10 protein-coding genes and 1 tRNA gene are annotated in these 13,847 nt (G+C 40.8%); 4 read left to right on the top strand and 7 right to left on the bottom strand.

Annotation, left to right across the window (positions count from 1 at the left end):
• Positions 1-142: 142 nt before the first annotated feature.
• Positions 143-1,675: a serine hydrolase domain-containing protein gene (locus M23134_RS22750; protein ID WP_045114132.1), complete on the bottom strand. Its 1,533-nt coding sequence runs from the start codon at positions 1,673-1,675 to the stop codon at positions 143-145.
• A gap of 184 nt (positions 1,676-1,859) precedes the next feature.
• Positions 1,860-2,303, bottom strand: a complete 444-nt coding sequence (msrB, locus tag M23134_RS22745) for a peptide-methionine (R)-S-oxide reductase MsrB (protein WP_004156456.1) — start codon at positions 2,301-2,303, stop codon at positions 1,860-1,862.
• Between the two features lie 267 nt (positions 2,304-2,570).
• On the opposite strand from msrB, the gene M23134_RS22740 reads away from it, so the two are divergent.
• Positions 2,571-4,847, top strand: coding sequence for a TonB-dependent receptor (locus M23134_RS22740; protein ID WP_045114131.1), 2,277 nt, complete (start codon positions 2,571-2,573; stop codon positions 4,845-4,847).
• A gap of 231 nt (positions 4,848-5,078) precedes the next feature.
• Positions 5,079-5,636, top strand: coding sequence for a thioredoxin family protein (locus M23134_RS38710; RefSeq protein WP_004156453.1), 558 nt, complete (start codon positions 5,079-5,081; stop codon positions 5,634-5,636).
• Between the two features lie 249 nt (positions 5,637-5,885).
• On the opposite strand, the gene M23134_RS22730 is transcribed toward M23134_RS38710, so the two are convergent.
• A complete protein-coding gene (locus M23134_RS22730) occupies positions 5,886-6,116 on the bottom strand; it encodes a hypothetical protein (protein WP_045114130.1) in 231 nt (76 codons plus the stop codon).
• Between the two features lie 315 nt (positions 6,117-6,431).
• On the opposite strand from M23134_RS22730, the gene M23134_RS22725 reads away from it, so the two are divergent.
• A tRNA-Arg gene (locus M23134_RS22725) sits at positions 6,432-6,508 on the top strand.
• A gap of 933 nt (positions 6,509-7,441) precedes the next feature.
• On the opposite strand, the gene M23134_RS22720 is transcribed toward M23134_RS22725, so the two are convergent.
• A complete protein-coding gene (locus tag M23134_RS22720) occupies positions 7,442-7,783 on the bottom strand; it encodes a hypothetical protein (RefSeq protein WP_157558598.1) in 342 nt (113 codons plus the stop codon).
• 160 nt (positions 7,784-7,943) lie between these two features.
• Here M23134_RS22720 and M23134_RS22715 point away from each other — a divergent pair, with 160 nt between their 5' ends.
• Positions 7,944-8,396 carry a DUF1569 domain-containing protein gene (locus M23134_RS22715; RefSeq protein ID WP_004156449.1) on the top strand — a complete coding sequence of 151 codons (453 nt, stop codon included), beginning with the start codon at positions 7,944-7,946 and terminating at the stop codon, positions 8,394-8,396.
• 89 nt (positions 8,397-8,485) lie between these two features.
• Here the strand turns inward: M23134_RS22715 and M23134_RS22710 are convergent, their stop codons facing one another.
• From M23134_RS22710 to M23134_RS22700, 3 genes are all read right to left on the bottom strand, one after another.
• Positions 8,486-9,187: a hypothetical protein gene (locus M23134_RS22710; RefSeq protein WP_004156447.1), complete on the bottom strand. Its 702-nt coding sequence runs from the start codon at positions 9,185-9,187 to the stop codon at positions 8,486-8,488.
• A 111-nt stretch (positions 9,188-9,298) separates the two neighbouring features.
• The gene (locus tag M23134_RS22705) at positions 9,299-10,048 is read right to left on the bottom strand and encodes a head GIN domain-containing protein (protein ID WP_004156446.1); all 750 of its coding nucleotides are present in this window, start codon (positions 10,046-10,048) and stop codon (positions 9,299-9,301) included.
• 1,211 nt (positions 10,049-11,259) lie between these two features.
• On the bottom strand, positions 11,260-13,464 hold the full coding sequence (locus tag M23134_RS22700; protein ID WP_045114128.1) for a fibronectin type III domain-containing protein: 2,205 nt from the start codon (positions 13,462-13,464) through the stop codon (positions 11,260-11,262).
• Positions 13,465-13,847 lie beyond the last annotated feature (383 nt).

Genomic DNA, 13,847 nt, shown 5'->3' with positions numbered 1-13,847 from the left:
CGCTTGTTGGGCTTGGGCATATCAAACCTTGACGGCAACAAAGACACGGGTACTCAGCTTACCCTGGAGTTTTGATGTAAAAAACAATGGGCACCTTTGCTATTTGATAAACAAAGGCATCCATTGTATATAACCTTTGTTCCTACTTCACTCTTTTAAACACATCACCGTCCACAGTGAGTTCGGTCGCTTTTTTGCCTTTTGCTATCTTAAATCCAACTACCCAACCTCTTCCAGGCACCAACTCTACCCGAATGGTATTTTCTTTGACAAAAGGCGTGGCGATTGAATGCATATTACCGTGAACTACCTCTAGCTTTCCGTTTTTTAATTTTACATATAATTTACCCAAGCTTTGGTTATAGTACACTCCGATATAGTGTTTCAATGGCTCGGTCAGTTGCCAGGTTCTTTTGGCACGTTTGGCTTTACTCGCCGCAAAACGTTTGCGGTATTTGTCTACTTTTTTAGCAGTTTTCTTCACAAAAGCATTGAGTTTTCGAGAAGATTTCCCTCCTTTAAGCCACCAATCAAACACAAACCTAGATAACTCATGGGCTAAATCACCACTAATCATTCCATCGTTTGCCAGCACCGTGATACCTACCTTGGTGTCAGGCATAAAAGCTACGTGGGTTCTAAAACCGGCAAAACCGCCGTCGTGCTGTAATACTCTTTTGCCTTGGTAGGTACCATTTTCCCAACCCAAGCCATAGCCTTTGCTTCCATAAGGGCGACGATCACTTTTTCGCTTTGCCAAAGGCGAGTGTGCCATTCTTACTACTTTGGCAGGCACTAGTTGTTTACCTTTAAACTTGCCTTCATTGATATTAAAAATCAACCAATTGGCCATATCTTTTACCGTGGTAATCAACCCTCCGGCAGACTGCATTGTATTGTCTTTTTTCATCAAATACAGTTCCTCAGGACCATTCTCACCCAAAGCAAAATAAGGCTTGGCGTATTTCCAGCCGTTTTTCTCTGCCAACGACATATAGGCAGTGGTGCGTTCCATCTCCAAAGGCTTAAATAATAGGTTGTGCAATACATCTTGCCACGGAATGCCTAGTTTTTTGTTGGTCATATGGGTATATATATTGTACCCCAGGTTGGTATAACGATACTTCCCTATTTCATCGCGGCGCCCCGATTTGTTTTCCAGCACCCAATTCATTTCTTTGCGATCGATGTTGCCTGAATAAGCCGCCCTAAAACCAAAATACGCGTTTTTGATGCCTGAAGTATGCGTCAATAGGTCACGCAGCTTTACCTGATCGGCTTTGACCGATGCGTCAAATTTGATAGAGGGCATCGACTCGGCAAGAGTAGCGTTGAGGTTTACCTTGCCTTGATGGTCGAGTATGGCAGCTGCCATGCCCATAAACGACTTGGTAGAAGAGGCAATATAATAAGGGGTGTTGTTTTGAGCTTTTACCTTGTGGGCAATGTCGGCATAGCCGTAGCTTTTCATAAACACAGGACGGTCGCCTTTGACTACTACGACCGATATGCTTGGCAATTCTTTTACAGTATTGATGAATTTGGTCAAAAACTCGTCGGTTTCTTTCGCAAATTTTTCTACGTTTTGTGCCTGACTTGTACACGCAGCAAAAAGCAATGCCAATAGCAGGCTACCTACAGAGCGTGTCTTAGTAATGATATATCTATGTAACATAAATGATTATATGGTTTGTAATTGATACTCAAAAGTACTACAAACCAACCTTTTATACAGTCATACTTTGGTGGAGACAGGAGAAAAAAAGCCTAAGGCGGGAAAAATATTGTTTGAAACGGGCAGACATAGCAAGCAGCCACAAAGCACCCTACACTTTGGTGCCTTGCAGCCAACCAAGTGCTTACTCGGTCATTAGTTTGATTGATTCAGAGTTGATACAAAAACGTAAACCACTGGGTAGAGGTCCATCGGGAAACACATGCCCAAGGTGCCCACCGCATACATTGCACATGACCTCTACCCTTACCATGCCATAAGAGGTATCTTTTTCATACTTAATGGCGTTTTCTTTAATTGGCTCGGTAAAGCTTGGCCAACCCGACTGAGAATCAAACTTTAGGCTAGAGTCAAACAAAGGTGTGCCGCAACATACACAAGCATACTTGCCTTTGTCATAAGTATGGCACAAATCGCCCGAAAAAGCCGGCTCGGTGCCTTTGCGTCGTGTAATGCGGTATTGCTCTGGGGTAAGTTGGGCTTTCCACTCCTCTTCAGTTTTAGTAACTACCCTATCAGGGGTTGGATTACCTTGCTCGGCAAACTTGACGATGTCGTTCCAATTCATGAGATTATTCCTTTTGAAGTTTTCGGTTGAGTTTTCAAAATATATAACCATTTTAAAGCGGCAAAGTTCCACGCTTGCCACTCCCCCACCAAATTAACCCTATCAAAACCTAGCATAAAAGCCCTATAAAACTAAAAACAAGCGCTGCAAAAACAATATTTAAACACACATTGTTAAATATTTTCAAAATACTTTTAATATATTTTTAGACTAATCTAAAAATATATTTACCTTTGCATTAAAATAAACTCAGAGAAATAAAAAACAATGACCAAACATATACTTTTTACTATATTCCTTAGTCTTGTCTTGGCTACTACATCCGTATTCGCACAAAGCGGAAAAATTACTGGAAAAGTAACCTTGAAAGACGGTACTCCGGTATCTTTTGCCAACATTACGCTTGCCAATACTCCAATGGGTACTGCCAGTGATGAAAAAGGAAGGTTTACCATTACTAACGTGCCTTATGGCAACTACACGCTTAAGTTTAGCGCCATTGGTTACGCTAGTAACAGCCAAACAATCAGTATAAAGAGCCTGGTAAACACGATCAATATAGAAGTCGCAGAAAACGCGGAAGAATTGGACGAAATAGTAGTCACAGGAACAATGAAAGCCATTTCACGCAAAGAATCTCCTGTACCAGTAGAGGTGTACTCTCCTTCTTACTTTAAGAAAAATCCCACTCCCGTACTTTTCGAGGCATTGCAAATTGTAAATGGGGTGCGCCCTCAGCTCAATTGTGCCGTTTGCAATACTGGCGACATTCACATCAATGGAATGGAAGGTCCTTATACAATGGTGCTCATAGATGGAATGCCCATAGTGAGTGGCTTGTCTACAGTGTACGGCCTAAACGGGATTCCTAACAGTATGATTGAGCGGGTAGAAGTAGTCAAAGGCCCTGCCTCTACCCTGTATGGCTCTGAAGCGGTAGGTGGGTTGATCAATGTGATTACCAAAACTCCCGAAAATGTCGCGCTATTTTCGGCAGATGTAATGGCTACTTCGTGGCAAGAATACAATGCAGACCTGGCGGTAAAATTTGGGAAAAAGAACGCAACCTCATTGCTAGGAGTTAATTATTATAACTACAGCAACCCCTTAGACAATAACGGGGACGGTTTTACGGACATTACTTTGCAAAATCGCGTATCGGTATTTAACAAGTGGAACTTCAAACGTATCAATAACCGGGTGGCTTCTATTGCAGGGCGTTTTATTTATGAAGATCGTTGGGGCGGGCAAATGAACTGGACTCCACAGTATCGAGGCAGCGACCAAATCTATGGAGAATCTATTTACACTGCCCGCTATGAGCTAATGGGGGCTTACCAACTGCCTTTGGACAGTGAAAAAATAATGGCCAACTTCTCGTATAGTCACCACGACCAAAACTCGGTGTATGGAGATATGTGGTACATTGCTCAGCAACAAATTGCCTTTGGACAGTTGGTTTGGGACAAAAAAATAAGCAAAAGCCACGATGCATTGTTTGGGTTGGCGTTGCGTTATACCTGGTACGACGACAACACGCCTGCTACCCGTATTGGCGACGAAAACAGCGGCACCAACAAGCCTGATGAGATTTATTTACCGGGTATTTTTGTGCAGGATGAAATAAAACTGGGCAATAAACATAAGGTTTTGCTAGGGGCACGTTACGACTATAACTCTGAGCACGGTAGCATTTTTACCCCAAGATTTAACTATAAGTGGACACCCAACAAAAATAATATATTCAGACTGAGCTTTGGCAATGGTTTTAGGGTAGTCAACTTGTTTACCGAAGACCACGCAGCTACTACAGGAGCCCGTGATGTAATCGTTACTGAAGCGCTTCGCCCGGAACGTTCGGTCAATGTAAATTTAAACTACCAGAAGTTTATACCTACCAGTGTTGGGGTGTTGAGCTTAGATGCTACGGCTTTTCATACCCGTTTTTCTAACAAAATCATTGCAGATTATGAAACCAACGATGACCAGATTATTTACGACAACCTGGATGGTTATGCAGTGTCACAAGGGGTAAGCCTTAATTTAGACTTTGCTTTTACTTTTCCATTGAAAATAATGGCAGGTGCTACCTTAATGGATGTGTACGCAATGGAAAAAAACGCTGTGGGGCAACTAGAGCGTAACCGCCAATTACTTACTGAAAATATTTCCGGAACTTTTGCGATTAGTTATACTTTTTCTCGTTGGAACTTAAGCATTGATTATACCGGCAATGTATATGGTCCCATGAGGCTACCTATACTAGAGAATGACTTCCGCAACGAGTTTTCAGAAACGTATAGTTTGCAAAATATCCAAATCACCAAAAAGTTTAACAATGGACTGGAAATATACGGTGGGGTAAAAAACCTACTCAACTTTACACCTCCCGCCAACTCTATTATGCGGGCGTTTGATCCGTTTGATAAAACTGCGGATGACCCAGTAAACAACCCCAATGGGTACACATTTGACCCTACTTATGTGTTTGCACCCAATCAGGGCATTAGAGGATTTTTTGGGGTAAGGTACAGCATCCGTTAAGTAAAGAAACAAAACAGCTGTTTGGTGAACAATGCAAATATTTGTTAAAGACATACAGCCATCAAAAACACTGTTGGTTTTTACCAAAGATTTTTTCAACCAGTAATGTATTATTGAATGATTATAGTCTAATATTTCGTAGCCTCGTGCTTTTTAAAAGTTGTAAGGTTAAAAAGGAGTAGAGTATCTGCTCCTTTTTACTGGCTTTAGGCCAATAGTTTTTGATACACAATGATGACACAAAAAACTCTTTTTTTATCTCTGCTGCTCATTCTTTGCGGCAATTGGGCTAGCGCCCAAAAAAAACAGAAAGACAACAAAGTTATACAATGGCTCAGTTTTGCCCAACTAGAAAAAGCCATGCAACAAAACCCTCGCTATATATTGATAGAGGTTGAAACCGACTGGTGTGTCTACTGCAAAATGCTTGACAAAGCCACACTTAGCAAACGTAAAGTGACAAAGGTAATCAACGAATATTTTTATGCAGTAAAACTCAATGCCGAACATCCTCAAAAGATACGTTTTGGTGGTCAGGTATATCCTTTTATGACCCAAGGTAACAACCAAGGCATACAAGGGCTGACATTGGCGCTCAAAGCAAAAAGTTACCCCACCCTGGTGGTGCTTTCACCCGATTACCAGGTCATTCATCGGCATAATGGCTATATCAAAGCAAAAAAACTGGCACCTATTTTAGAGTTTTTGGGGGCAGAGGCATACAAAACCCAGTCGTGGAAAGACTTTATCAACACCTATAAAAAGAAGGGAAAGAATAGAGGGAAATAATTTTTTTGTTTTTTTTGAACCTTTTCTCTTAAAATTGATTTATAGTATTGAAAGAAAATTGTCAAAAATAATTGTTAGTACGCAAAATTAAACTCGCGCCAAGCCTTGACGCGAGTTTCTTTATTTAGAGCTTGTTTAAAATTAGCCAAAAGGCAGAGAGCTCGCTAAAGCTCGGTTTGACGCATCTAATCCAAAAACTCGTCATAAAATCTCCTATGACCGAAAATTTAAACAAGCTCTTATGCTGGGTTACATTCCAGCATAAAGATTAGTCATCTCTTCCTCCTCTTCATTATATCTTGCGGGTGCAGCTTTAGCTTCACGGGCAAAAGTGGTACACACTGTATGATCTTTGTTTTTTTCGAGAGGAAGTAGGGGCGCCACCTGATTTGCTGGTTTTTCGACACGCCTGATACGTCTGACAATGGCAACTTTGGTAATAACGCCAACGCTTGCAAGGATGAATAGATTTAAAAGCATTTTTTAAAAAAATATGAAAATGAAATTTGTGCTAATTAGGATTTTATTTCAGGCAAAGACCTGATCACCTCTTTACCCTAACGACCATACTTTTGTTATGCTGCAAACTTACACAGTTTAAACTGTGTAAATATTACGCCTGCAATTTTTACGTACAAAAAACCTCTTCACTGAAAAAAACCAAATATAATTCCTTTATAATCAATCACTTATACACAAGAAACTTGCTTTCTATATTTTTTTATCCTCAATATTTGCACAAATAAAAAAAGTGCGTACCTTTGCAATCCCTTACAACAAGGGACACAACAAAAAGGACCGGTAGCTTAGCTGAATAGAGCACCAGATTACGGCTCTGGAGGTCGTAGGTTTGAATCCTACCCGGTTCACCAAAAACAATTAACCTCTGCATTTTGCAGAGGTTTTTTTTATGCCTTTTAGGAACGTGATCGCCCCGTAAACGGGATTTCGGGCATAGCCCTCAACAATAACCCCGATAAGAAATCGGGACTTTGAAGCTGTCCGGTTTAGAACATATTAGCTTCGCAGAGCTTGAACTTCGTTCTGCGGTTCTCTTTACTGACTTTCGTTACCCCGGCAGTTCCGCCGGGACTATGAGCTTTTATTGTCCGTGGTACCGTCCCACGGTCTGGCTCAACATCCCCCGGATGTTGCCTTGCCCGCAAAGTCGAGTAGATAAGGGGATTTTCACCCCAAATCTCTCACAGAACCGTGCGTGATAGTCTCCCATCACACGGCTCTTGTTATACAAATCATCATAATTTAACTCCTGTATTCCAGTGATAAAATGGTAATGACTTTGTCTTGTCGCTTTTAATCCTCCTCATATTATTAAGTTGTTAAAAACTTGAAAACTGTATAACTGAACCCCTTCGCTCCACTTCCATTACAGAAGCTTCTACACTAATACGAGTTCATCCGCCACCCTCTATCATCTCAGTATTCGCCTTGTAGGATCGCTACTTGTACTTTCCCTTAATGATCATAGAGGGCTTCCCCTGTTCCATAACTAAGCCTAAATAAGAGTCATGCCAACTTAATGACGGTTGCCACATAGACACTTGACAGGGTACGCTCTATGCTTTGTCCCAAACTTTATCGGATAAGTCTGGTTTTGACAACAAGTAGCTGTTCTCGACACTTCTTCATTGGTTCACTTGCGTTCATCTCTCTTATTCACACCTGACTCCGTACCAGCGGAGCCTTTTCTCTAGCCGTTCAATACCAAAACATTACTGTCATAGCACCGTAGAGTGGTTTAAAGGCTATTCCTGTAAATCGCCTTTGGTGGGTCTACCACCATCTTAGTTATAGCATACAAAGCTTGTTGTGCTTTGTTTCAGGGCACACCCGATAGCTGCAGCTTTGCTGCGCTGAGCTCTGCCAAAGGCTAAAAGTGCCTCAGTCAGCCTTGAGTTTATGACCTCAATCTCGACACTTATTTTGAACATGTTCCTTAGCCAAAATACTCCTTCTTTTTCACCTTTTATTACTTGCTTTGTTATCCACTGTTTTTTGACTATTGGCCAAGGATAACCTTTTCTTTGTTCAAAATACCTGCCTTGTAGCAGAACAGTCGCAAGCAAAATTTGTATGAAGTTATATTCATTGAATTTTAAAGATGCGCATTTTTCAGTCTTATACACAAGCATTTTGGTTTGACCACTTTTTTTTAGTATGTTAAACACCTACCCTAATAGATTTAGCCCATACTTTTTTAATTTAATGCCCAATGTATGACACTAAAAAGTGATAGGCTATTGAAAATCAACCAAACATTTCAACACCACAAACAAAAAACGATTTATGAAAGAAGATTTATTTAATTACGATACGTATACTACTTGTTTGGCGCGCTTAGACCAACTCAATGCCAACACCCGCCCCCTTTGGGGTAAGATGTCTGCCGCACAAATGCTGGCACATTGTGCGGCTGTACAAGAAACAACCAACGGAGCCCCTCTTAAGAAAAAAACCTCTCTTTTGCTGAAAGTACTCAAACCTATGATCAAAAAAATGGTGGTCAAAGGGGAATACAAACATGGTGAAAAAACGCACCCGGCTTATGTACAAAACAGCCCCAAAAACTTTGAGCAGGAAAAAACACGTTTACTCAATGCCCTGAGGGTTTTTTACGAAATGGGACCAGTAAAAGCTGAAGCTATTCCGCATGAGTTTTTTGGAAAGATGACTGCTGCCGAAAAAGGACGGGCAATGTTCAAGCATTTAGAGCATCACCTCCAACAGTTTGGGGTGTAAAGATATGAACGAAGCTTAAACCACCAACCCAAAAGCCCCCTTTGATTAGTTCAAAGAGGGCTTTTGAATTTTCATATAGCAAGCAAACACTACTTCCCTAAGGTCTTGTAGGCAACCAGCCCACCTATTAGTAAGTTGACTCCAAACAAGCCTACAAAAGCAAGCATCCAAGGGTTAGAATCGGTATTTTCGTGGTGGCGATGATGGCGGTGTTTGTACCTACTATAATACGACTTGCCACAACTGCGATAGCGCCCCGACCTTGAATCATTGTTATGAGATATCAAACGTCTGGTTCTGCGCTCTAGGTGTCTTAACTTGCGTTGCTTGGCTCGGTTAATCAACAGTCGGCTGGTGAGCATATTTATCGAGCGGTAATACTCCATGACTTTAGGTTGACTTAAGCTTTCGTCTACTTTTATGTAGCCTTCTATGTCGTGTATTTCTGCCATAAGGGCATTTTCGTGAGATTTTAACACCCGTGTAGCTTTACGTACTTGCCGCTTCAACACATGCAGCTTGTGGGTACTATTTTGTAAGGCATTTAGTTCTCGTTCTAAACGATAAATACTTGTATAACGTGGGCTTTTTCTACGCCTGAAGCAATCTACAACACGTGTATCTTTGTATATGCTTGGGTAGGCATCTGACTGTACCTGTATCTCTACCTCTATTTCAGCTGTACCCTCGGATTCGTGGTCGTACTGGGCATAAGCAGGCACCAAAAAACAAGTAAGGGCAAATAACCATAACAGCGTCAAAAACTTAGGAAGTTGGCGGTTTTTTTTCATAATGAAAAGAATTAAAAGGTGATCATGCAATATTGGTTATTCTAATATAAAAAAATACCCACAACATTCCTATTGTGGGTAAGCAATAAACAGAATAAAACCTATGTTTTCTTATCTTTTTCTAATAGAACCTCCGCTTGAGCTCTTTACATTTACCTTTTGAGGATTGCCAGCGTATATAATCGACCCACCTGAGCTTGCTCTAGCCTCAATTGTTTGGCTCACATTTACTCTTATGCTTCCACCTGAGCTCACCCTTATCTCGGCACTTTGGCTTGTAAAATCTTGTGCTTTAATTCGCCCGCTTGAACTTCCTCTGGCCACCAAAGTGTTGGTGCTGCCACCTGATAAAAGCATTTTACCTGCTGAAGAAGCATTCAGTTTCAAGTCGTTTGCCTGTACTTTTCCTTCAAAGCGTCCCGCTGAAGACACATTCAATGCCATAGAGCTACCACTGATGGTATAATTGGTCTTGACCGACCCTGCCGAACTTGCCGATACCTTGGCAATGTTTTTAAAATTGCTTTGCAGGTCGATGCGGGCGGCTGAACTTGCACTAATGGCTGTTAATGACCGACAGGTAATTTTCACCTTTACATCTACCCTACGATAGCGCCGTCCATCTTCCAGGTGTACTCTTAATCGATCTCCTTTTATCTCGGCTAACACCTCTTTGGCAGTAATGTTACCACTTACACTAATATCAATGGCTTCTGTATTTCCCTTTACCACAATGGCTTTGATACCCTCGGCCACGCTCAAGCGCGAAAATGCTTCAAGGTTACGGGTTTCGGTAGACTGTGCCTGGGCTACAAGTGTCAATAAAAGCAAGGCAAAACTCAATGCAATAGACTTCTTCATGGGTTCAATTAAATTTATGTAGTATATTGGTTTGTGAGATCATCACTCACCAACAACAGTTCTTTATTGTATTTCTTATTTGGTTCAAAGAGGTACATAATATCTAAAGAGTTGCATATAATGCCCACATTTTTTTCAGCCTCCTAACAAAATAGTGGTACTATCACAGTCACGAAATACCGCACTCATTACGAAATAACGTATAAAAACACCGGTTTTTAGCCCTACTCATTTCTGGAAAAATAAAAAAATGAAATTTTATTTCACTGACTATCAAATACTTAAAAAATAATTTTTAAGCAAAAAAACTTTTGGTATTTGGTTTGAATAAATAGTAATCAAAGATATTTAATAAGCTTTGTGGTTAGGAAAGAAAAACGAGACTCTGTTAGGGTCTCGTTTTTTACTTTAGTGCCATTATCAAATCTTCTCGTGGGGCTTTGTTCGTTAGCCTAACCAATAAGCCTGACTATTCCAGCGGCTGACGGAACACTTGCCAACTTAGAAGCCCGCACATAAGTCGTTTATAATGTTTCGAATAGCATTGCTCAGGTCACCCTGCGGTAAGACCTTCACGGAGGGGAGTATTTAGGTTGATTGCTGTACGATGGAGCAAGCATCCTGATAAACCCATTACACATGAGGGTAACCACAAACATTGCCTTTACCTACTGCCGTTTATAATGTTTCGAATGGCATTGCTCAAGTCACCCTGCGGTAAGACCTTCGCGGAGGGTGGAGCGGCCCAAAGCTTGAAGCACCAATATACTAAGGACTTCAGAGAGGCTACCAACTACCGTCTCCCAACTCCTGACTTTAACATTGCTCAGGTCGCCCTGCGGTAAGGCCTTCACGGAGGGGGAGTATTTGGGTTGGTTGCTACACAATTGAACAAGAATTCTCTGTTATACTTGAGGGCAAACACAAGAGTTGCACCTACTAACGAAATACCGAAAAAATTACGAAATATCGTATAAAATTCTTAATTTTCAATCTTCCCCATTTTCGTGAAAGTAAAAAAATAAATTTTATTTCACTGATTATCAAATACTTAAAAAAATAATTTTTAAGCAAAAACACTTTTGGTATTTGGTTTGAATATATATTAACCAAAGATATTTAATAAGCTTTGTGGTTAGGAAACAAAAAAGACTCTACAGTGTAGGGTCTTTTTTTTGTGTATTTGATACAAATGAAAATGAACAGGTTGGCTAAAAACCACAACCCTGAAAGGTATAGGCAGCAGTAAGTGATCCATTTTTAGTTATTGCCATCCCCTTGGAGTTGAGGGTATAGCCAAATATTTCAAGGCCAGTCATTTGCTCACTTTTAATATTATATAAAGGCAAAAAACCTCGGTATTCGTTGCCTTCAAAATCAGACACAGGTGCTTCATTGGTCCATTGGTCACGGTTGGTAGCAATAAAAAAGCACAAATCAGGGTTGAACAAAGCAAACGGGCTCAGAGACTTCTCATACGTATACCTTCTAAAGGGCTGATTATCTTTACTCCTTACCTGAATCACATTGCCTTTACCATCTCTTGTGTAGTCAAACTTAAACTTTACTACTGTTCCAGCTTCATCGCCATAAATTACCCAAGACTTACGCTGCCCTTTATTGTCATAAGCAAACTTCCACCATTCCAAAAAAGCTCCTGTTTGGTCTTCTTGCCTGATTGAAGCAAGCAAACCACTGCGATAGGTGTAAATATGCCTAAGTACCAACACTCCCATAATGTATTTGTCTACAGCCTTGATAGTACCATCTGACTGATAGCTCACCAACCACCTAAGTTGTACTTTATTCTGATGAGTAATTTCTACTAACCTATGTTGCCCATCATATATATAAATCTGGCTTTTCAATTTGGAGTCATTATCCTCATATACTCCAGTAAAATCTATTCGTGCAAGTTTACAGGCATTGCCAATACAGGCTGGCACCATCACAGCACTTGAGTAAGCCGAAAACTTACCACCCTGCTTGGCACGCACACGATAATAATAGTTGGTTTTAAAATCTACCCCCTGCACTGTGTGTGAACCACCCAATACAGTTTTGTTTCTATAACCTGGCAAATAATCGGTAAAAGTGGTATTGGTTGCTACCTCCAACGAATACAACTCAGACTCAGACCGCACCTGCCAGCTTGCTGTAAATCCGTTAACTGTTTGGTTAACCACCTGATTGACTACTGGTGCAGGCAATAAACCTGTGACTAGCCTAACCACGTTCGAGTAGTCAGAGGTTGCTCCAAGTCCTTGTGCTCTCACCCTATAATAATACACTCTGCTGGCGTCAAGAGCCGCTATCTCGGCAAAGTTATCAAGCACTGCCAAACTATTATAAGTAGGCAGTATTTGACTAAAATTAGGGTCAAGTGCTACATCCAACAAGTATACTGACGCATTGGGTGCAGGTTGCCAGTTTGCCTGAAAAGAGCTACTCCTGATGTTGGTGGCGCTGGTAGCTACGGGAGCCTCTAGCATTTTGGTGTTTACGACAATCACTTTAGAATAATTTGACCTGGTTTCGCTGTTGATTGCCCTTACCCTGTAATAGTACTTTTGATTGGCGTTTAATCCATTGACCAATAAACGATTGGCAGAGAGGTTCAGGTTGGTGTAGTTGGGCATGATGTTTTCAAACAATGGGTCGGTAGATACATCTATTTGATAGGAGCTGGCTTCAGTCATCTGTTTCCAATTGGCGATAAAACTGGTAAACCCTATTTGGGTAGCAGACAATGTCTCAGGGCTGGGCAACGAAGTAGTAAATACTGATAGGGCACTGGAATATTCAGACAATGAATTATCTTTTCGGATTTTCACCCGATAATAGAACTGTTTGCCTACGGCTACATTTTTGACTACCACGTGAGTGTCTGCTACAATCTCTCGCGTTTGATACCCCTCTAGTAATTGGTTGAAGTTTTCGTCAAGCGCTATATCTAGTAGGTATGCTGTCACCACTGGCATTTTTTTCCAATGTAGCCTAAAACCCGTGGCCGATACATTGCTGGCACGATATACTATTGGAACATCCAATGCTTTGGTGGTTACTTTCACCACATTGGAGTTGGCAGATATTTGGTTAGAAACATTAGCTCTTACTCGATAATAATAGGTGGTATTGGCATTAAGCCCTCTAAAAGTAAGGGAGAGATTGTTGGCTTTTTTACCCTGGTAATCATCCATAATTTGGGTAAAATTTTCGTCCAACGCCAAGTCTACTTCATAACTTCCGGCTCCTGTGACCTTTTTCCAGTTGGCTACCAAACTCACCTCTGCTACTTGGGTGGCTTGGGTGGCCACGGGTGAGGGTAAAATAAAATCTTTTTCGAACATTGAGCAGCTATAGAGCAAGGCACTGACAATGAACACCCAAAGGCTTACTTTGACTATTCGATACATGTAATTTTATAATTTAGATGTTTTGTGGTGAGTATGATCAACATAGCCTTTTGCTTTAGCCAAGCCTTACATACTACTCTTCCTCAATAAATAAATGGTATTATAATTTGTAGTGGATCACTCTTATTGATTTGCCTGATGTCATCACTTTCTTTATTTAGAGCTTGTGTAGTCACCCAATGTAAGCGTATGTTTAAAAATTAGTTTGCTGTCTTAAGTAGCAGCAAGTAATTAGCTATAAGCGACAAGTAAGGGTAACTCATTCATAATATGGTTGTTACACCTACTCATTAGGTATATTTAATTCTGCCTTGGTACTTATTTTCAATTAAGTTGCTAAAAATCAACATTATAGAAAAATAGTAGCTACCCATAGAAGGGTG

Source organism: Microscilla marina ATCC 23134 (assembly GCF_000169175.1).
Lineage (GTDB): Bacteria > Bacteroidota > Bacteroidia > Cytophagales > Microscillaceae > Microscilla > Microscilla marina.
Note: the sequence above shows the minus strand (reverse complement) of the source record. Positions and strands in the feature narration are given on the sequence as shown.

What these genes read in the sequence shown, in the direction of transcription:
- M23134_RS22750 (WP_045114132.1), bottom strand. Translation starts at nt 1,675, where the DNA reads ATGTTACATAGATATATCATTACTAAGACACGCTCTGTAGGTAGCCTG.
- msrB (WP_004156456.1), bottom strand. Translation starts at nt 2,303, where the DNA reads ATGAATTGGAACGACATCGTCAAGTTTGCCGAGCAAGGTAATCCAACC.
- M23134_RS22740 (WP_045114131.1), top strand. Translation starts at nt 2,571, where the DNA reads ATGACCAAACATATACTTTTTACTATATTCCTTAGTCTTGTCTTGGCT.
- M23134_RS38710 (WP_004156453.1), top strand. Translation starts at nt 5,079, where the DNA reads ATGATGACACAAAAAACTCTTTTTTTATCTCTGCTGCTCATTCTTTGC.
- M23134_RS22730 (WP_045114130.1), bottom strand. Translation starts at nt 6,116, where the DNA reads ATGCTTTTAAATCTATTCATCCTTGCAAGCGTTGGCGTTATTACCAAA.
- M23134_RS22715 (WP_004156449.1), top strand. Translation starts at nt 7,944, where the DNA reads ATGAAAGAAGATTTATTTAATTACGATACGTATACTACTTGTTTGGCG.
- M23134_RS22710 (WP_004156447.1), bottom strand. Translation starts at nt 9,187, where the DNA reads ATGAAAAAAAACCGCCAACTTCCTAAGTTTTTGACGCTGTTATGGTTA.
- M23134_RS22705 (WP_004156446.1), bottom strand. Translation starts at nt 10,048, where the DNA reads ATGAAGAAGTCTATTGCATTGAGTTTTGCCTTGCTTTTATTGACACTT.
- M23134_RS22700 (WP_045114128.1), bottom strand. Translation starts at nt 13,464, where the DNA reads ATGTATCGAATAGTCAAAGTAAGCCTTTGGGTGTTCATTGTCAGTGCC.